Source organism: Ferdinandcohnia sp. SAFN-114, assembly GCF_059415045.1.
The window spans coordinates 61,590-80,415 of the sequence record NZ_JBPFDQ010000012.1 but is presented as its reverse complement, the minus strand read 5'-3'; the positions used below and the strand labels follow the sequence as shown (position 1 = coordinate 80,415).

The following is an 18,826-nucleotide window of genomic DNA, read 5'->3' as shown; positions in this document are numbered from 1 at the left end:
AAAAATAGATAAAGGAGAACTTGAGTTCACTCAAATTCTCCTTTATCACTATTCGAAGCTAGTTATGTCCCAGCCTCATTATTTTACGATTACCTGTCCGACCATTCCTTCTTTGGCATGGTATCGACATATCAGTTCATATGTACCAGGCTTTTTCGGTTCCACAGTTACAATTTTGATTTGTTTTGGTTTGAGCTCATAGTCAATTCCAAGCTTTTCTACTGTGAAGGTGTGTTCTTTAACGCCGTTGTTTTTTAAAACCAACACAATTGGTTTTTTTTTAGGAATCGTGATGGCTTTCGGGTTAAAGTAATCATCGTTCAACCCGACCTCAATTTTTTGAATTGGCTCCAAAGGCTGTGTTTCGGCAAATACACCAAGTGAACCAACCACAAGAAGCGACATCGCCACACACAATCCTGCAAACCATTTAATTACAGACATTTGCTATCCCTCCTTTCTTGATAATATCTTTTTCTAATTCGTAAAATATTATCAGAAATAAAAAAGAGTGGGGAAACGTATAGATTTTGGTGAATGTAGTAGAGGTACAAATAAGAGGAGGTATGTTATGAAGGACGCAAACTTCTATTTATTGAAAAAATGAAAAAGAGATGCGAATAAAAACTCGCATCCCCATGAAATCTTTTCTTTTCCTCTATGAAACTACTTACTTAATTAGATCACCTTGTTCAGAAGAAACGACGATATCGCCTGATTTAATTTTCTCATAAACCTCTTTAACCTTAGTAATTGTGTCCTCACTTAAGTTAGGGTTTTCTTCAGGAATACCAACACCATCATTTTCAACACTATACGTAAGTGTTTCTCCGCCTGGGAATTTTCCATCCAATTCTTGTTTAATAAGCTCTTGTGTAGCATGGGCTAATTTCTTTATAGCAGATGTTAGAACGACAGACTTACCATCCGCATATTCACCATCGGCATATTGATCAACATCAACACCAACGACCCAAACATCATCACCATTTGAAGCTCGTGTCTTTGCTTCGTTGATTGCTCCAACACCAACACCACCAGCGGCAGCAAAGATTACATTAACGCCTTTATCATACATTTGAGCAGCAATTTGTCCGCCTGCAGCAACATCATTAAATGAACCTTGATAGAGAACATTTTCTTTATTAATAACAAGGTTAGTGCCTAAATTTTCATTCGCATACTTAAGACCTTGTTGGAATCCCCAGTTAAACTTTTGAACAGCTGGAATTTCCATACCGCCAATAAAACCAGCTTCACCTTCTTTTAATTCTAATGCTGTAGCAACACCAGCCAAGAAACCGGATTCATGTTCAGCAAAGAAAATAGAAACAGTGTTATCCGCTACATCTGGAACAAAGTCACCGTTATGTGGATTACCATCTAGAATCACAAATTTTGCATCTTCATATTTTGATTGCGCTTGATAGATTGCCGTTTCGAATTTAAAGCCAGGTGTAACTATGAACTTGAAATCGGCATCATAAAGATTACCAATCTCTTTTAAATACTCAGCCTCAATTTCTCCAGCTGGCTTTAGATATTTTTCTTGAATACCAAGCTCTTCTTTCGCTGCTAGAATTCCTTCCCAAGTACCTTGATTGAATGATTTATCATCAATAGTACCTGCGTCAGTAACCATACCAACCTTCAAATCAGACTTTTCAACTTTTTCTCCGCTCGTTTCTTTCGTATCCGTACCACATGCAGCAAGTAAAGTACTTGCAGTTAATAGAGACACAAGTCCCAGAGCAAACTTCTTTTTAAACATGTAAAGCCCCCCTAATTTATGTTTTTAGTTTGCATACTTTGAATTAAACGTTTGCAAACCCCTCCTAATTATATAGCACCAATGACCCAAAGGGCTATTCTATATTTCTATAAATGGGGAAATTTTTCATCGTTCAAATGTTAGCAGCTGTAGATGTTCTGAAAAGAACCCGGGAACCATTATAATTTTAGACCTGTCCGACTCTTAAATCGTCTCAATAAGATGTGACTTTCCACCCTCGTAATCCCATCCAAACTATAGAGTTCTTCGTTAATAAATTTTTCAAGCTTCGCAAAATCCTCCACAAGAACGTGCATATGCAGGGTACTAGGCCCTGTCATTTGGTAGCAACTCGCAACACTAGGATTGTTAACAAGAGTTTCTGCAACCCTCACAAGTGAGGCTGGCTCACAATCGACCTCGAAAAAGGCTGACACCCCTTTTCCGACTTTTTCAGAATTAATCACAACTGAGAACTTCTCAATTATGCCTTTTTCAATCAGTTGATTCACGCGCTCGCGAATCGATACCCTTGATAGCCCAAGTTCTTTTCCAATATCCACATAGGACATTCTTCCATTTATCGTCAAAAGCTCGAGAATCCTTTTGTCCGTTTCATCGAGTTTCATTTAGGTCACCACTTTTACCGAAATTTGTAGTAAAACAATCTTACCTTAGAAGTAATATGAGAATCAATTAAATTAAGTAATATTGCCTGAATAAAAATATTGACGTATTTTCAGGAATTACAAAGATTAATCGAATTTCCTGCGTTTAAAGAAACAGTATATAAAAATTATTCGGAATATTCCTAGACATACAAAAGGTAAGAATATATAATAATTTAATATACAAACGAAACCATAGTGTGTATAAAGGTTACGTTTGTATGTTTTTATTTCAAAAGGGGGAATAGAAATGAAAAACATGTTTAGAAGTAAAGCTTTTGCAATTATTGTATTTATGTCGATTGTTGCTCTATTACTTGCAGGTTGTGGCTCGTCAAGTTCGGGAGGTTCTGAGGGATCGGGGGACACTGCAATTGATTATCCAACAAAACCGATCAATGTAATCGTTCCTTGGGCTGCAGGTGGCGATTCGGATGTAATAGCCCGTATTACACACAAGTATTTAGAAAAGGAATTAGGGCAAAAGTTCATCGTTACAAATATTGGTGGAGCTGGTGGTACCATTGGTGCACAAGAAGGGATGCAAGCTGATCCTGATGGATACACATTAATAGCAGGTCATGATTCAATAGCCGTTTCTCACCTAATGGGCAAATCTGATTTTTCATACTTTGAATTTGAACCAGTTTCATTAATTACAACAGCAAATCAGTTAATTGCAACTCATATTGACAATGAGTGGAACAGCATGGAAGACGTAATAAACGCTCTAAAAGAAGATCCAGAATCAATTAGCTTTGGTGCAACAGTTGGATCAACTACACATATCGTTCCGTTAGGAATTCAGGATCGGGCAGATGTGAAGTTTAACATCGTTAGCTATGAAGGTACAGCTGAACGTACTCAAGCCCTTTTAGGTAATCATTTACATTTAGGATCAACAACGATTCCTGCTGCAAAAGAGTACATAAAAGCAAATCAGTTAAAAATGCTTGCAATTGCATCCGAGGAAAGAAACCCTGCATTACCAGATGTTCCAACATTAAAGGAACAGGGAATTGACTTCGTGAATGCTACTAATCGTGGTTATTTCTTTCCGAAAGGTACTCCGAAAGAAATTGTGAAGATCATGAACGATGCTCTAAAGAAAGTTTCAGAGAATCCCGACTACATAAAAGAAATGGAAGATATGGGCATAGATGTGAACTTTAAGGATACAGAGGAATATACAAAGTACTTACAGGATGATGTTGCGTTCATGGAAGAAATGTTGAAGCGACAAGGGATAATCGATTAAGGACTTAAGGGGTGTCAAACATGGCAAACAATCGGCTAGTAAGCATTGGATTACTACTATTTTGTGGACTTTTCTACTATCAATCAACCTTAATTGAATCAAAAGAGCTATCAGGATTACCAGCTACGTTCTTTCCAAGGCTCATTCTAGGGATTATTGCCTTCCTCTCTGTGATCATGCTGATAAAATCATTTTTTGTCCCTACTAAAGTGACCCAAAAAAGTGATAGTACAGAAGGTAAGAGCAAGAAAGAGTGGATTGTTTGGGTACTTTTTGGCCTTTTTGCTGTTTATTTAGTTTTAATTGACGTTGTTGGTTTTATTACTTCTTCCTTTTTGTATATGGCGACTGTTTATCTACTAATTGTGCAACAGAAAAAGTCATGGAAAAAACACCTTGTTGCTATAGGTGGGCTACTAGCTATTACTTTAGGAATTACATTGTTTTTCCAAGGTGTACTACATGTCTACTTACCAAAAGGGCTGTTTTTCTAAAGTGAAGGAGGGGAATCATCATGGAGAATTTATTATTAAGTATTGAAGCTATCTTACAATGGGATACATTGTTGTTAATGGTTGTTGGGGTAATTGCAGGAATCGTCTTCGGATGTATTCCTGGATTTACGATAACAATGGCGGTTGCCTTAACACTCCCATTTAGTTTTTCACTCGAACCTTTACAGGGAATTTCCCTTATGATGGGAGTTTGGTTAGGAGGTGCCTCTGGAGGATTAATTTCAGCTTGTTTATTAGGGATACCGGGTACACCATCTGCTATGGCAACCACTTTTGATGGGTATCCAATGGTAAAGAACGGGGAACCTGGCCGTGCCTTGTCACTTGGACTATGGGCATCCTTTGCCGGTTCATTAATTGGGGGAATTATTCTCGTATTGGCAGCTCCTTTATTATCTTCATGGGCCATCAAATTTGGACCATGGGAATTTTTTAGTCTAATGGTATTTGGATTAAGTGCAATTGCAACACTTGGTAATGGGAATCTAATCAAAGGCTTAATTGCGGGATTACTAGGAGTGTTTATTGGTACCTTTGGATTGGACCCAGTTGGGGGAGCACAACGTTTTACATTTGGTTTGACTGACCTGCTTTCCGGGTTCAATTATTTACCTATTTTAATTGGAATCTTTGCATTTTCTCAGCTTTTATCAGAGGTTACGAAGAGTTCGGCTGATAAATTTAAGTTGGATAAAAATATTAATCTTCATTACCCAATAAGTAAAGTTATTAAAGACTTAGCAACTTCATGGGTGAGCGTAATCCGTTCCTCACTTGTAGGCACATTTGTAGGGGCATTACCGGGTGCGGGTTCAAGTATTGCCAATATCCTTAGCTATGATATTGAAAAAAAGATGTCTAAACATTCAAATCTATTCGGAACGGGTAGAAAGGAAGGAATCATTGCAGCAGAAGCGGCGAATAACTCTTCTGAGGGTGGGGCGTTAATTCCAACATTGGCATTGGGAATCCCGGGGAGTGCAGTTACAGTGATGATGATGGGGGCGCTTTTAGTCCACGGTATCCAACCGGGTCCATACTTTCTAGTTTCTGAGCCGGTGTTAGCATATGGTATTTTTCTTGCATTCTTTATTTCTGCTATTTTTATGTTACTCATTCAAGCATTTGGAATTCGATTGTTTTTGAGAATTACAGACATTCCAATGCATTACTTACTGCCGGTTGTTCTTATTTTATGTGCTTTAGGTAGTTTTGCAGTAAACAACCGAGTTTTTGATATTTGGGTCTTGTTGATCTTTGGAGTAGTTGGTTATTTCTTGAAAAAGTTCAATTTTACCTTAGCTGCCTTTGTACTTGGCGTTATTTTAGGTCCGATGACAGAGGTAAACCTTCGTAGGGCAATTTCTACTGATGCAGATTTAACATTATTTTTTACTCGACCGATTTCTGGTGTACTTTTGGGACTGACAATTGCTTCCCTTATATATGCAGTTGTTTCTGAGATTAGGAATGAAAGAAAACTTCAATCAGAATCGTCTAATAGTATAAAAGGCTAATCGGTAAGTGGAAGTCCTTCATCCGTTTGTTAAGTAAATGTGTTAAAATAGTTAACAATGTAAAACAAAATCTATGAAGAAATTCGGTATTAATTAAGATGAAAGGGGTACAAAAAGATGAGCTTTGATTATTTGAATCATCCATACGCCTCACAAAAGGTAACAACGATTGCCAAAAATGGAATGGTTGCTACATCACAACCACTGGCCGCCCAAGCGGGTTTAGATATTTTAAAAAAGGGTGGTAATGCAATCGATGCAGCAATTGCAACTGCTGCATGTTTAACAGTAGTGGAGCCAACTTCAAATGGAATTGGCGGGGATGCCTTTGCATTAGTTTGGGTAAAAGGTGAACTACATGGATTAAATTCAAGTGGACCGGCACCAAAAAGTATATCAATTGATAAGGTGAAAGAGCAGGGACATACCTTTATGCCAACTCATGGATTACTCCCTGTTACGGTTCCTGGTGTACCGGCAGCATGGGCTGAGCTTTCAAAAAGGTTTGGAAAATTACCACTGTCAGAAGTGCTAAAGCCAGCAATTGATTACGCAGAAAATGGTTATCCGATATCACCTATATTGGGCAAAAATTGGAAAGTGTCATTTAATAGATTTAAAGAAATCTTTCAGGGTGACGAATATAAGAACTGGTTCGACACATTTGCCCCAAATGGTCGAGCTCCTGAAATTGGGGAAGTATGGAGGTCACCAGAACATGCAAGCACATTACGGTCCATCGCAGAGACAAATGCTGAAAGTTTTTATCGTGGTGAGTTGGCTGATAAAATTGACCAGTTTTCAAAAGCATATGGCGGATTCCTAAGAAAAGAAGATTTAGCTGATTATCAACCTGAATGGGTAGACCCAATTAAAGTGAATTATCGTGGCTATGATGTGTGGGAAATCCCACCAAATGGCCAGGGGATTGTCGCGTTAATGGCTCTTAATATCCTAAAAGGCTTTGAGCTAAAAGAGAAGGAGTCTGTTGAAACGTATCATAAGCAAATCGAAGCTATGAAACTAGCATTTGTAGATGCTAAGAAATATGTAACAGATCCAAAAAAGATGTCTGTAAGTGTGGAACAGTTATTATCAGATCAGTTTGCAGATGATCGTAGAAGTTTAATCGGGGATGAGGCTTTAACTCCTGAACCAGGAACACCACCAAGTGGAGGTACAGTGTACCTTGCAACAGCTGACGGAGAAGGGAATATGGTTTCCTTTATTCAAAGTAACTATATGGGCTTTGGGTCAGGGATTGTAATTCCTGGAACTGGTATTGCTTTACAAAACCGTGGTCATGACTTCTCACTTGATTCAGCTCATGAGAATGCACTTGAACCTGGTAAAAAGACTTATCATACTATTATCCCAGGATTTTTAACTAAGGATAATGAAGCTGTAGGACCATTCGGAGTAATGGGGGGTTACATGCAACCGCAGGGTCATGCCCAAGTCATTATGAATACAATTGATTTCCATTTAAACCCTCAAGCGGCACTAGATTCACCAAGATGGCAGTGGTCCGAAGGTAAGAAGGTTTCAGTGGAGCCTGGTTTCTCACCGCATATTGCACAGGCACTTGCACGAAAAGGTCATCAGATTCAGATTGCGCTTGACGGTGGAAGCTTTGGTCGTGGTCAAATTATTTGGAGAGATTCTGTATCAGGTGTTTTATATGGAGGTACTGAATCAAGAACAGATGGTGCAATAGCAGCTTGGTAATGTATTTGCTTCAAAGTTTATACACCATTAAAAAAAGGATTGATCGGTTTGAAACATTTTCAGTTATTTTTGGCATTTTTTCGAGTGGGCATGTTGGGGTACGGAGGGGGACCATCCTCTATCCCTCTTGTTCATAAAGAGGTAGTCGATAAGTACAAATGGATGAATGATGATGAATTTGCAGACGTGTTGGCCCTAGGAAATACGCTTCCTGGGCCGATCGCTACTAAGATGGCTGGCTATATTGGCTATCGTGTATCAGGTGTAATTGGCATGATTATCGGAGTGTTAGCAACTATTGTACCGACGATAATTTTAATGGTTGTACTATTAACATCTTTAGCTTCTTTTAAAGACCAACCATGGGTTAGTGGCATGACTAAGGCTGTAGTACCAGTCGTTGGAGTTATGCTCGCTACCTTAACTTGGGACTTTTTTAAGAAATCGAAGGATTCCTTAGGGTGGCTACCGGCAAGCGCTGTTGTCGTTGGAAGCTTTATCCTTCTTTCTATTTTAGGTGTTCATCCAGGTATATTAATAGGGGGAATTTTACTCTTTGCACTCCTTAAGAAAGACAAGAGTAAAGATGTGGAAACACCTCAAAATGTTGAAAGAGGGGTAGGGATGTAATGATTTACTGGCAAATTTTCCTAGCATTCTTTATTCCAGGTATTGTCGGATATGGTGGTGGTCCAGCTTCCATACCACTCGTTGAAAACGAGGTTGTTGACCGTTACGGTTGGCTCACTGTTTCTGAATTTAGTGAGGTTCTAGCATTAGGGAATGCACTCCCAGGACCAATTGCAACAAAGATGGCCGGTTATATTGGATATCAACAAGGCGGTATTTTAGGTTCTTTAGTTGGTGTCTTTGCAACGGTGGCGCCTTCCTTAATATTGATGATTACATTGCTAGGTATCTTATATAAATTTAAGGATTCACCAAAAGTAAAAAGAATGACAAGTTATGTACGACCAACGATTGCAGTACTATTAGGTATCATGACATTTAGTTTTTTCTCAACAGCTTACGTGGATGTTGGTGTTTGGCAAACGTTGATTTTAATTGTAGTCAGCTTTTTATTATTAGAGAAATTTAAAGTTCATCCAGCATATGTGATTATCGGTGCTCTAGGATATGGTGCTATCTTTCTTGCATAATCCAATGGTACTGGTCCAACTTAATATCGTAAAACAAGGTCAGATCCTTTTCGGGTCTGGCCTATGTTGTAGTAAGGGCAAGAGGTGAGGAAGTAGAAGTAGAAGTCCCTGTTTAGGAGGGTAAGAATAGAATGAACGTCGTACAAACAAATGTATTTGGCATTTCGAAAAACGGTGGCAACCCTTGTACAGTTGTGCGTAATGCTGACCACTTATCAATAGGAATGATGCAATCCATGGCAGCCACATTTGGTTTTGAAACAGTTTTTATTTTGGAATCTAGGGCAAAGGAATGTGATTATAGACTGCGTTATTTTGCGCCCAAACATGAAATGGAAATGTGTGTACATGCCACAATTGCAGCAGTAACGGTTTTAGTCAAACAAGAAGAATGCTTAAAACAATCGCTACTTATAGAGACAAGTGTTGGAGTAGTACCTGTTCATTGGAAAATGGAAGAGAAGAGTGTCGTTGTAACGGTTGAACAATTTAAACCAACTTTACAAACGGATAATCCAAGTATTGCAGAGGTTGCAGTAGCATTAAGTATTCCTGAAAATGACATAAACCCCTTATTTCCAATTAAGTCAGTATCTACGTCAAGGCCGAAGTTAATGATTCCTATTAAGAATTCTGTGATTTTACATAATCTTAAGCCAAATTTTCAAAAATTATGGTCAGTATGTGATAAATTTAAGATAACTGGTTTTTATCCCTTTGCTGTTTTATGCAAGAATGAGCTAAAAGCAAGACAATTCCCTAATCAATCTGGATATGATGAAGACCCTGCAACTGGTGTAGCAGCAAGCTCACTTGGTGTATATGTAACCCTATATAATGTGTGTGGTACTAGCCAGGAAGGTTGGAATATTTATCATATCTATCAGGGGGAAACAATGGGCAAACCAAGTAAAATTCAAGCGGAAATAGAAGTTGAAAATAAAAAAATAATACGTACAAGAATAAGCGGGAACGCAATTATTCTACAAAGCGGGAGGATACAATGAAAAAACTATTATTAACAGGGTTTGTCCCATTTTTAGATAATCCAATCAATCCGACTGAGGAGATTGTGAAGGCATTGGAAGGGCAAACGATTGGAGGATACGAGATTGTTGGAAGGATTCTGCCGGTTGATTTTGCAGAGTCAGCAAGACAATGTATCGAGCATGTCAATGACGTTAAGCCTGATGTCGTGATTTCATTAGGCCTAGCAGCGGGAAGAAATAAAGTCACACCTGAGCGGATTGCGATTAATTGCCGCGATGGTGAACCAGATAATAGTGGTGTGAGATTACAGGATGCTCCAATTGAAGAAGTCGGTCCAGCGGGTTACTTTTCGACATTACCGATTCGGGAATTTGTAAATGTATCCATTGATAAAGGCTACCCGGCCGCTGTTTCAAACACAGCAGGGACGTATCTTTGCAACAATGTGATGTACTCCGTTTTGCATAAAATTGAGCAAGAACAACTTCCAATGCGAGCAGGATTCATCCATATCCCTGCTTCACATGAACTTGCGCTTAAGAAATCGGGTATCCCGAGTTGGTCGTTGGCAGATTTAACAGAGTCTATTCGCGCGATGATTGAGGTGCTTGGCGAGTAGAATGGATTTATGGCTAATAATTTTGAATGATGGCTGATAAATGAAAAATATGGCTGATAATTTAGATTTACGGCTAATAAATCTAAATTATAGCCAATAGCCTATTGAATACAAGAAAAATAATTGAAAACACTAAGAGGAAGCCTAATATGGGCTTCCTCTTTTTACATTCATAAAGCTTCGAAAGGAATTAAATATGAAGCAATTACATATTTTTTACGCGTTTTTCAAGGTTGGCATACTGGGGTATGGCGGTGGTCCGTCATCCATTCCACTTGTGCATAAGGAAGCGGTAGATCGCTACAAATGGCTAAATGATGACGATTTTGGTGATATTCTTGCACTCGGTAATACGTTGCCCGGGCCAATCGCAACAAAAATGGCCGGCTATATTGGGTATCGTGTTGGAGGCTGGCTTGGTCTGATCAATGCTGTTTTGGCAACATCCGTTCCAACCATATTATTAATGATTGTACTACTTACCTCATTGACTTCTTTTAAAAATCTTGGTTGGGTACAGGGAATGACAAAAGCAGTGCTGGCAGTAGTTGGGGTCATGCTTGCCCAACTCACCTGGGAATTTTTCATGAATGCGAAAAAAGGTCTTGGTTGGACGAAAACAATTTTGCTTGGGGTCGCCAGCATACTAGTTTTAGATGTGTTGGGGGTGCACCCAGGAATCTTAGTGGGTGTTTTACTAGTAGCTGCCTTGTTGAAAAAGGACAAGTGGGAGGAGAAACAACAATGATTTACTTGCAGCTTTTTCTTGCCTTTTTAATTCCAGGTATTGTAGGTTACGGTGGCGGGCCAGCCTCGATTCCTCTTGTTGAAAATGAAGTTGTTCATCGCTATCATTGGCTTTCCGTTCATGAATTCAGTGAGGTGATTGCGATCGGAAATGCGCTACCAGGACCAATTGCAACGAAGATGGCCGGCTACATTGGTTTTCAGCAAGCGGGCATAGTGGGTGCAGGTGTTGCTGTTTTTGCCACGGTTGCGCCTTCGTTACTTTTAATGATCGGTTTGCTTAGCATTTTGAAAAAGTTCAAGCATTCTCCAAAGGTTAAACGGATGACGAACTATATCCGTCCGACAATCGCTGTACTTCTAGGGGCAATGGCGTATCGCTTTTTTGAGGAATCCTATGTGGACGCAGGCTCGGTGCATACGCTTATTTTAGTTGTGTTGAGTTTTTTGTTGCTTGAAAAATGGAAGGTCCACCCTGCGTATGTAATCGTTGGGTCACTTGTGTATGGGGCTGTGTTGTTGTAGGGTTTTTATTTGAACCTATCTTACTTATGCTGAAAACTGAACTCTCTTTTTTGTAAGTTGGCGTGTTTCATTAGAGGTGAAAGACGCCGTTTTCCTTTTATTAGGGGGTTGGCGGTGCTCCATGTGTTTTCGAGAGTCGGAAGTGCTTCAGTTGCTTCCGAGTGTTGTCACTTTCCAGTCTTTAGCAAGGATGGTGGTGCTCTAGGTGATTTCGAAAGGTAACCACCCTCCAAATTTCGCTAAAATCTTTTCTTGACGAGCCTTGGAAAAAAATTGATAATGTAAATGTGGTAATTTTCGTAATATTACAAAATGTATGTCGTACATATAGTAAATGTACTTGTTTCAATCTTTATTAATTGACAACGCTTACATTATGAGGAGTGAACCTGTCATGATCTTATACTTGATGCTGTTTATTGTTATTTTCAGCCTTTTTATGGCGTTAAAGCGTAAGCGCCCTTTGTTTTTACTTCTACCGTTTGTGTCTATTTTTGGGTACTTTATCTTTGAAATCATTCGTTTTCCGGCACCGCTTGGGGAGACGATTCGTTTTATTTTTAATCTTGGATAAAAGTATTGGAGTTTAATAAATCTTGAAGGAGGTGATGCAAAACTAAAGGGTGTAACCGAAAGTCCAATTATATTCTTATGGAGGTGCTAGTAGTTGAAAAAAGTTGATAAGAAGATTGCGGATGGATACTTTAGGGAGAGAACAAGGAATATTATTATCTATTTAATTATTGGATTTCTTGTCTCATTTGGTGTTGTCCTGTTTGCAAAGCCACTATCCACGTTTTCGGTAAACGGGCTGCCATTCCATTATTTCATGGGGGCGCAGGGAGCAGTTTTAACTTTTATCATAATCTTATTTGTGAATGCGAAGGTAAGCGACAAAATTGACCAAAAGTATGGCATCGACGAAGAGAAAAACGAACAAATCAGTTCTGGAAAAGTGCTAGATCATTAAAAACAAACCAACCTAACAAACATTCTCTCAAACATAGAATCTACGGATATAACAATAACCCCTACTCCTAAAGACGTTTCTTGAAGATGAAAAGATTCAAATGCAAGAATCATCCCACACAGCATGTCACAAACCTATACAAATCTTAAATTTGACCCAAAAGGGGGAGGAAATTTGGATACACAATTTCTGGTCTCATTAATTATTATTTTAGCGTCGTTTGCTCTTTATATTGGGATTGCCATCTTCAACCGAGCACGGGCGACTTCGGACTTTTATGTAGCAGGACGTGGAGTACCGCCTGTCTACAACGGAATGGCGATTGGGGCAGACTGGATGAGTGCTGCTTCATTCATAGGAATGGCCGGAACGATCATGGCGCTCGGTTATGGCGGCCTAGCCTATATTATGGGATGGACAGGTGGATACTTATTATTAACATTCCTCCTTGCGCCACAGCTTCGTAAATATGGACGATACACGGTACCGGAGTTTATTGGGGACCGGTTTGACAGCCATTCAGCTCGTATTGTAGCAGCAATCTGTACAATCATTATTTCTTTTACATACTCGATTGGCCAGTTATCTGGATCAGGGGTTGTAATCGGGCGTCTTTTTGAAATTGACGCGAAGGTTGGAACAATGATTGGGGTTGTGTTAATTGCCTTCTACGCAGCAATGGGTGGAATGAAGGGGATTACATGGACTCAGGTAGCGCAATATATCGTGTTAATTGTCGCATACTTGATTCCAGTTATTTTTATCTCCTTGCAATTAACCAACAATCCTTTACCATGGTTATCTTACGGGAAAATTGTTGAGGAAATTGGTGAGTTAGATCGTCAGCTAGGTTTCACTGAATATTTTGCACCGTTTGCAACAGGTTCAGAATGGCAGTTCCTTGCGTTAATGTTTACGTTAATGTGTGGAACGGCAGGATTACCACACGTTATCGTTCGTTTCTATACGGTTTCTACAATGAAAGCAGCTCGTTGGTCAGGAGCTTGGGCTCTTTTATTTATCGGGTTATTATATTTATCAGCTCCTGCATATGCAGCCTTTTCACGTTTCATTCTAATGACACAGGTTGCTGGTCAAAAAATGTCGGAGCTTCCTCATTGGACCCAAAGTTGGATTGATACAGGTCTATTAAAGCTTGCGGATGCAAATGGTGACGGAATCTTGCAGTGGCAAGAAATGACAATCGCCAATGATATCGTCGTTATGGCAACACCTGAGATTGCAAACCTTGGAGTGTTTGTTATCGGATTAATGGCTGCAGGTGCAATGGCGGCAGCATTATCTACGGCGGGTGGATTGATGATTGCCCTTTCCTCTTCATTTGCTCACGATATTTACTATCGTGTTTTAAAGCCAGATGCAACAGAGAAAAACCGTTTAAGTGTAGCACGTTGGTCAATTGCGGTTGCAACTTTAATCGCAGGCTTAGTTGCGTTAAATCCACCTGGAGCGATTACGCAAATCGTGGCCTGGGCCTTTGCGATTGCATCTAGTACGTTCTTCCCTGCACTCGTTCTTGGAGTATGGTGGAAGCGGTCGAATGCAAAAGGTGTTATCTCTGGAATGATTATTGGTTTAGTAGTCGTATTAGCGTATATTTTCGCAGCGAAATACGGCGGCTTCACCATCCTAGGCATTATTGATACAGGAGCAGGTATCTTTGGGGCAGCAGCTGGTTTCTTAGGAAACATTATTGTTTCATTAATGACCGAGGCGCCATCACAAGCAAAGCAGGACGAGGTTGTCGATATGCGCTACCCTGAACAAATGGTTTACAAGGATGGCGAAGTATGGCTTAAAGATGAGGCTTAATAAAGTCTAGCACATAGAAAGAATAACTGACGGTTCTACAGAATATTCCTGTAGAACCGTTTTTAAAAGAGGGAGAAACCATGGAGAAGCTATATAAAATGGTGAAGGATCATCCGCTTTTTCAAGGACTATTACAAGAAGATGCGTTCCACTTTTTATCCTTATGCCAGCAAAAAGTGTATATGGAATCAGATTTACTATTTCATGCCAATGAGCAGCGGGAGGGGTTACTTCTGCTGCTTTCTGGTGTTGCCGAAGTGTTTGTTGGGCCGCCTGATAATCGGGAGGTTCTTGAAATAGTAAAACCAGGCGAATTGATAGGGCTTTCCGGTATTGCAGATTTAATTGGCGAGCAAAAACCCCTCCTAGAGTATCGGGTGGGTGTAATGGCAACGGAAGCTGGACAATGTTTATTAATCCCGATTCATGTCGTTGAAAAACGCCTGCATGATCAACAATTCCATCATTATCTTTTCACTCAGCTTGCCATTCGTCTTAGAGAAATCTACAGTTCTTTGGCAGAACAGGTGTCCATTACGAGAATGGCGAAGGAGAATGGTACCTTTATTCGAAGAGTACAGGATATCATGACAAAAAAACTAGTTTCTGTGAACTCAAATACAGCTATCAGCGATGTAGCAAGTCTAATGACTGAGCACCGCACAAGCTCTGTTCTTGTCATTGAAAAGAATAAATTACTAGGAATCATTACAGAGCGTGACCTCGTTTCAAGAGTTATTTCTGAAAAGAAAAATGGAAACACACTTGCATTTGAAGTGATGACGAAAAACCCTGTCACTATTTCGAAATATGCCTATTATTATGAGGCAATCTCCGCTTTTCTTTTACATGGCGTTAAACATTTGCCAGTTGTCGAAAATGGAAATATCACTGGAATTATTACACTTTCAGATGTATTAAGGCAAAACAAGGACAGCATGATGAGAACGATTAAGACCATCGAATCTGCAACAGAAGATACTTTACCTTCTGTAAAAATGGCCATTTATGATGTTATGGATACTCTATTACAGGACGATGTACCCATTTTCAAAGTACTAGATAGTGTGACAAGGTTATATGACCGGCTCGTGAAGAGATGTATAGAGATGGCTGTTGAAGCACTCTCAAAAAGAGAAGGACTACGCCCACCTACTGCATTTTGCTTTTATCAAATGGGGAGCGCAGGCCGTGAAGAGCAATTTTTGTTAACCGATCAGGACCATTTTCTTATATATGATAACAAAAGCCCAAAGATAGAGAGTTATTTTTCAAAATTAGGAGAAGAAATCGTTCATATATTAGAGAAAGCCGGGTATGCACGCTGTTTAGGAGATATGATGGCGAGCAACCCAAGCTGGCGCGGATCATTGGAGACATGGGTGAACAGAGTACAAACATGGAGCACAACGGCAACTAATCAGCATATGCTACTCGCTCGGAATTTCTTTTCGTATCGCTTTTTATATGGAGATGAGAAGCTCCATAAGGAATTTGAAGCAAGACTTCTAGAACAAATGAAAAAAGCAAAAATATTTCTGTATCGCCTACAAGAACAGGAACATCAAATCCCTTCATTAGATCACCCGATTCGTGCTCTTTTTAAATTGGAACGAAAGCAGCTGGATATTAAAAAAGAAATTTTATTTCCATACCACCATTGCTTGCAAATTCTTTCTCTGGAATATGGAATCATCTCGGGGACTCCATTTGAGAGAATTGATAGATTAGTAGAGAAGAAGGCATTTAGCGATAGTTTTGGAAGAGATGTAAAAGCGGCTGCTTCAGATGTGATGCATATTTACGTAAAACTGAGATGGCGCCAATATAAAAACAAGGAGAAGCTAACATCAGTTCTTCATTTTTCCCACTTAACAACGAAGGAAAAGGAAGAACTTATTTTAAGTGTGAAAATCTTAAAAGAGATACAAACTCTAGTAAATGCCCACTTCCAAATATAAAAGGAGGGAGTCTCTTGTTTTTTGGTAAAAAGCCACTTTTTCAGCAACTTCATAAGGAAATACCGTTATCAACAGCGCTTGAGGAAATTTCGTTTACGGTTTTTGACACAGAAACGACTGGATTTCGGGTTTCGACTGTTGATCGCCTAATTGAAATTGCTGCTGTACAGGTAAAGGGATTGAGGGTTTGTGAAGAGGAACAATTTCATACTTTTATAAACCCAAAACGACAAATTTCTCAGGAAATAATCGAATTGACAGGAATCACTGATAAACAGGTCGAAAACGCTCCCTCATCGATTGAAGGAATTACAAATCTTTTTCATTTTATAAAAGAACAGAGCAGCAACTGTATGGTTGGACATTATGTATCGTTTGACATTGCAACTTTAAAAAGTGAGCTGAAACGGGAAAAATTCAGTTTAGTGCGGATGCCAACGATTGATACGTTAGATTTGATCGGATATATTTCCCCGTCTTATGATATGCGGGATCTGCACAGATACGCCCAGAATTTTGGAACGAGAATGTATAATCGTCATTCAGCGACAGGTGATGCTTTAACGACAGCATATCTTTTTGTCGAACTCCTTCATCATTTTAAAAGCCGAGGAAAACGAACGTGGGGTGATCTTCTCCAAGCAACAGAAAATAATCAGAATCATTTTTTTAGATAACAGGTTGTCCAATGGCAAAAATAGCCTGTCTCAATCGGTAGAACAAGCAATTTTTAAAAATATTTTGATAAAACCCTTGTCCCTCTTGACTTTTATAGCATAATCCCTCAACCAAGCTAATAAAATGGTTACAAACCTAACAAAGAGAGTGTTTGAGGTGAGGGGGCGTATACCGTCTTCAAAGTTCCAGCAAAACATTTGACGAATATAGTTCAAGTACTACTTCTTCTTCGTTGAAGCATGAACGCGTCTCATTTCACACTTCTCACATCCATATAGGGAGGGCGAGTAGTGTGCACGATTACATCAAAGAACGAACTATCAAGATTGGAAAGTATATCGTGGAGACAAGAAAAACAGTTCGCGTCATTGCGAAGGAATTTGGCGTTTCCAAAAGTACTGTCCATAAGGATTTAACCGAAAGGCTACCTGAAATCAATCCCGAACTAGCAAATGAAGTAAAAGAAATTCTTGATTATCATAAATCAATACGACATTTACGGGGTGGAGAAGCGACAAAGCTAAAGTACAAAAAAGAGGAAGAACTACAAGAAGAACCAGTGAAATAACATGCCTGTGACTTTCTTTCTTGCAATGGCTAGCTCTAGGCACTATCAAAGTCTAAGACAAGTGCTTCTGAAGGTAAAACACACCTTCTGTCAGCGCTTGTCTTATGCTTGTGGCCGAGGCAAGCACAAAGCTATTCTAAGTTACGACATTTTCCTACAAAAAAATTACAAAATATCTATTTTATATGGTAAATTGTGATACAATATATTATTAGGAAAATAGATGCATTTTTGTTTAAAATGCAAGGAGGAAAGTTACTCAAATGTTAGCTAGGGATATCGGTATTGATCTAGGGACAGCAAACGTACTCATACACGTAAAAGGCAAAGGAATTGTATTAAACGAGCCATCTGTAGTGGCATTAGATAAAAACACTGGAAAGGTTTTAGCTGTTGGTGAAGAAGCAAGACGCATGGTCGGTCGTACACCTGGTAATATTATTGCGATTCGACCTTTAAAAGACGGTGTTATTGCAGATTTCGATGTAACAGAGGCTATGTTAAAGCACTTTATTAATAAGTTAAATGTCAAAGGATTTCTTTCAAAACCAAGAATCCTTATTTGTTGTCCAACAAATATTACTTCTGTTGAGCAAAAGGCAATCAAGGAAGCTGCTGAAAAAAGCGGCGGGAAGAAAATCTATCTTGAGGAAGAACCTAAAGTGGCTGCGATTGGTGCAGGCATGGACATTTTCCAACCAAGCGGAAATATGGTAGTTGATATTGGCGGTGGTACTACAGATGTGGCTGTATTATCAATGGGCGATATCGTCACCGCCTCATCAATTAAAATGGCTGGGGACACTTTTGATGCGGAAATTTTGAGCTATATCAAGCGTCAGTACAAGCTATTAATCGGTGAAAGAACAGCTGAGAATATTAAAATCCAGGTTGCAACGGTATTCCCGGATTCACGTAATGAAGAAATTGACATTCGTGGTCGTGACATGGTTACTGGTTTGCCGCGCACACTTACAATTAAATCTGGTGAGATTGAAAAAGCACTACGTGAGCCAGTTTCTGCAATTGTACAAGCAGCGAAAAGTGTACTTGAACGTACACCGCCTGAGCTTTCTGCAGACATCATTGACCGTGGTGTGATTTTAACAGGTGGTGGAGCATTGCTTCACGGAATCGATCAGCTTTTAGCTGAAGAATTGCGTGTACCTGTATTAATTGCTGAAAACCCTATGGAATGTGTTGCAATCGGTACAGGCGTCATGCTTGAAAACTTGGACAAGCTTCCACGAAGAAAATTAGTCTAATATACGTAATTGAGGACCTTTCCGAACCGGCAGGTCCTTTCTAACATTTCTAC

At 39.4% G+C, this 18,826-nt stretch carries 20 protein-coding genes; 17 read left to right on the top strand and 3 right to left on the bottom strand.

Annotation, left to right across the window (positions count from 1 at the left end; all coding sequences use genetic code 11):
* Positions 1 to 78 precede the first annotated feature (78 nt).
* The 3 genes from ACR65M_RS06065 to ACR65M_RS06055 all read right to left on the bottom strand — a co-directional run bounded on the left by ACR65M_RS06065 (position 79) and on the right by ACR65M_RS06055 (position 2,400).
* Positions 79 to 444 carry a cupredoxin domain-containing protein gene (locus ACR65M_RS06065; protein ID WP_440272848.1) on the bottom strand — a complete coding sequence of 122 codons (366 nt, stop codon included), beginning with the start codon at positions 442 to 444 and terminating at the stop codon, positions 79 to 81.
* 226 nt (positions 445 to 670) lie between these two features.
* On the bottom strand, positions 671 to 1,771 hold the full coding sequence (locus ACR65M_RS06060; RefSeq protein WP_440272847.1) for a BMP family lipoprotein: 1,101 nt from the start codon (positions 1,769 to 1,771) through the stop codon (positions 671 to 673).
* Between the two features lie 179 nt (positions 1,772 to 1,950).
* Positions 1,951 to 2,400 carry an Lrp/AsnC ligand binding domain-containing protein gene (locus ACR65M_RS06055; RefSeq protein WP_121449226.1) on the bottom strand — a complete coding sequence of 150 codons (450 nt, stop codon included), beginning with the start codon at positions 2,398 to 2,400 and terminating at the stop codon, positions 1,951 to 1,953.
* 289 nt (positions 2,401 to 2,689) lie between these two features.
* On the opposite strand from ACR65M_RS06055, the gene ACR65M_RS06050 reads away from it, so the two are divergent.
* The 17 genes from ACR65M_RS06050 to ACR65M_RS05970 all read left to right on the top strand — a co-directional run bounded on the left by ACR65M_RS06050 (position 2,690) and on the right by ACR65M_RS05970 (position 18,773).
* A complete protein-coding gene (locus ACR65M_RS06050; RefSeq protein WP_341333219.1) occupies positions 2,690 to 3,697 on the top strand; it encodes a tripartite tricarboxylate transporter substrate binding protein in 1,008 nt (335 codons plus the stop codon).
* Positions 3,698 to 3,717: 20 nt separating this feature from the next.
* Complete coding sequence (locus ACR65M_RS06045) at positions 3,718 to 4,191, top strand: tripartite tricarboxylate transporter TctB family protein (RefSeq protein WP_440272846.1); 474 nt, start codon at positions 3,718 to 3,720, stop codon at positions 4,189 to 4,191.
* 20 nt (positions 4,192 to 4,211) lie between these two features.
* Positions 4,212 to 5,729: a tripartite tricarboxylate transporter permease gene (locus ACR65M_RS06040; RefSeq protein ID WP_440272845.1), complete on the top strand. Its 1,518-nt coding sequence runs from the start codon at positions 4,212 to 4,214 to the stop codon at positions 5,727 to 5,729.
* 117 nt (positions 5,730 to 5,846) lie between these two features.
* A complete protein-coding gene (gene ggt, locus ACR65M_RS06035; RefSeq protein ID WP_440272844.1) occupies positions 5,847 to 7,457 on the top strand; it encodes a gamma-glutamyltransferase in 1,611 nt (536 codons plus the stop codon).
* 48 nt (positions 7,458 to 7,505) lie between these two features.
* Entirely contained in the window at positions 7,506 to 8,087 is a 582-nt protein-coding gene (locus ACR65M_RS06030) for a chromate transporter (protein WP_341333215.1), read from the top strand.
* Positions 8,087 to 8,617 carry a chromate transporter gene (locus tag ACR65M_RS06025; protein ID WP_341333214.1) on the top strand — a complete coding sequence of 177 codons (531 nt, stop codon included), beginning with the start codon at positions 8,087 to 8,089 and terminating at the stop codon, positions 8,615 to 8,617. Before ACR65M_RS06030 ends, ACR65M_RS06025 begins: the two co-directional genes overlap by 1 nt.
* A 131-nt stretch (positions 8,618 to 8,748) precedes the next feature.
* Positions 8,749 to 9,624 carry a PhzF family phenazine biosynthesis protein gene (locus tag ACR65M_RS06020; protein ID WP_341333213.1) on the top strand — a complete coding sequence of 292 codons (876 nt, stop codon included), beginning with the start codon at positions 8,749 to 8,751 and terminating at the stop codon, positions 9,622 to 9,624.
* Positions 9,621 to 10,226 (top strand): pyroglutamyl-peptidase I, encoded by a 606-nt coding sequence (gene pcp, locus ACR65M_RS06015; protein WP_440272843.1) that lies wholly within the window; start codon positions 9,621 to 9,623, stop codon positions 10,224 to 10,226. Before ACR65M_RS06020 ends, pcp begins: the two co-directional genes overlap by 4 nt.
* A 196-nt stretch (positions 10,227 to 10,422) precedes the next feature.
* Positions 10,423 to 10,974, top strand: coding sequence for a chromate transporter (locus ACR65M_RS06010; RefSeq protein WP_341333211.1), 552 nt, complete (start codon positions 10,423 to 10,425; stop codon positions 10,972 to 10,974).
* Positions 10,971 to 11,498 (top strand): chromate transporter, encoded by a 528-nt coding sequence (locus ACR65M_RS06005; protein WP_341333210.1) that lies wholly within the window; start codon positions 10,971 to 10,973, stop codon positions 11,496 to 11,498. The genes ACR65M_RS06010 and ACR65M_RS06005 overlap by 4 nt, the downstream gene beginning before the upstream one ends.
* Positions 11,499 to 11,892: 394 nt before the next feature.
* Positions 11,893 to 12,072, top strand: coding sequence for a hypothetical protein (locus tag ACR65M_RS06000; protein ID WP_440272842.1), 180 nt, complete (start codon positions 11,893 to 11,895; stop codon positions 12,070 to 12,072).
* A gap of 93 nt (positions 12,073 to 12,165) precedes the next feature.
* Positions 12,166 to 12,468: a DUF4212 domain-containing protein gene (locus ACR65M_RS05995; RefSeq protein WP_341333208.1), complete on the top strand. Its 303-nt coding sequence runs from the start codon at positions 12,166 to 12,168 to the stop codon at positions 12,466 to 12,468.
* A 174-nt stretch (positions 12,469 to 12,642) separates the two neighbouring features.
* Positions 12,643 to 14,301 (top strand): sodium:solute symporter family protein, encoded by a 1,659-nt coding sequence (locus ACR65M_RS05990; RefSeq protein WP_341333207.1) that lies wholly within the window; start codon positions 12,643 to 12,645, stop codon positions 14,299 to 14,301.
* A gap of 80 nt (positions 14,302 to 14,381) precedes the next feature.
* Complete coding sequence (locus tag ACR65M_RS05985) at positions 14,382 to 16,262, top strand: DUF294 nucleotidyltransferase-like domain-containing protein (RefSeq protein ID WP_341333206.1); 1,881 nt, start codon at positions 14,382 to 14,384, stop codon at positions 16,260 to 16,262.
* A gap of 14 nt (positions 16,263 to 16,276) precedes the next feature.
* Positions 16,277 to 16,939: a 3'-5' exonuclease gene (locus ACR65M_RS05980; protein WP_341333205.1), complete on the top strand. Its 663-nt coding sequence runs from the start codon at positions 16,277 to 16,279 to the stop codon at positions 16,937 to 16,939.
* A gap of 293 nt (positions 16,940 to 17,232) precedes the next feature.
* Positions 17,233 to 17,508 (top strand): sporulation transcriptional regulator SpoIIID, encoded by a 276-nt coding sequence (gene spoIIID, locus ACR65M_RS05975; protein WP_010677153.1) that lies wholly within the window; start codon positions 17,233 to 17,235, stop codon positions 17,506 to 17,508.
* Between the two features lie 263 nt (positions 17,509 to 17,771).
* Positions 17,772 to 18,773 carry a rod shape-determining protein gene (locus tag ACR65M_RS05970; RefSeq protein WP_099354544.1) on the top strand — a complete coding sequence of 334 codons (1,002 nt, stop codon included), beginning with the start codon at positions 17,772 to 17,774 and terminating at the stop codon, positions 18,771 to 18,773.
* The last annotated feature ends 53 nt before the right edge of the window (positions 18,774 to 18,826 follow it).

Bases quoted from the DNA above. Each gene is read 5' to 3' on its own strand.
- ggt (WP_440272844.1), top strand. From the start codon at position 5,847: ATGAGCTTTGATTATTTGAATCATCCATACGCCTCACAAAAGGTAACA.
- ACR65M_RS06045 (WP_440272846.1), top strand. From the start codon at position 3,718: ATGGCAAACAATCGGCTAGTAAGCATTGGATTACTACTATTTTGTGGA.
- ACR65M_RS06025 (WP_341333214.1), top strand. From the start codon at position 8,087: ATGATTTACTGGCAAATTTTCCTAGCATTCTTTATTCCAGGTATTGTC.
- ACR65M_RS06065 (WP_440272848.1), bottom strand. From the start codon at position 444: ATGTCTGTAATTAAATGGTTTGCAGGATTGTGTGTGGCGATGTCGCTT.
- ACR65M_RS06020 (WP_341333213.1), top strand. From the start codon at position 8,749: ATGAACGTCGTACAAACAAATGTATTTGGCATTTCGAAAAACGGTGGC.
- ACR65M_RS06040 (WP_440272845.1), top strand. From the start codon at position 4,212: ATGGAGAATTTATTATTAAGTATTGAAGCTATCTTACAATGGGATACA.
- ACR65M_RS06050 (WP_341333219.1), top strand. From the start codon at position 2,690: ATGAAAAACATGTTTAGAAGTAAAGCTTTTGCAATTATTGTATTTATG.
- ACR65M_RS05985 (WP_341333206.1), top strand. From the start codon at position 14,382: ATGGAGAAGCTATATAAAATGGTGAAGGATCATCCGCTTTTTCAAGGA.
- ACR65M_RS06000 (WP_440272842.1), top strand. From the start codon at position 11,893: ATGATCTTATACTTGATGCTGTTTATTGTTATTTTCAGCCTTTTTATG.
- ACR65M_RS06010 (WP_341333211.1), top strand. From the start codon at position 10,423: ATGAAGCAATTACATATTTTTTACGCGTTTTTCAAGGTTGGCATACTG.
- ACR65M_RS06055 (WP_121449226.1), bottom strand. From the start codon at position 2,400: ATGAAACTCGATGAAACGGACAAAAGGATTCTCGAGCTTTTGACGATA.
- ACR65M_RS06005 (WP_341333210.1), top strand. From the start codon at position 10,971: ATGATTTACTTGCAGCTTTTTCTTGCCTTTTTAATTCCAGGTATTGTA.
- pcp (WP_440272843.1), top strand. From the start codon at position 9,621: ATGAAAAAACTATTATTAACAGGGTTTGTCCCATTTTTAGATAATCCA.
- ACR65M_RS05970 (WP_099354544.1), top strand. From the start codon at position 17,772: ATGTTAGCTAGGGATATCGGTATTGATCTAGGGACAGCAAACGTACTC.
- ACR65M_RS06060 (WP_440272847.1), bottom strand. From the start codon at position 1,771: ATGTTTAAAAAGAAGTTTGCTCTGGGACTTGTGTCTCTATTAACTGCA.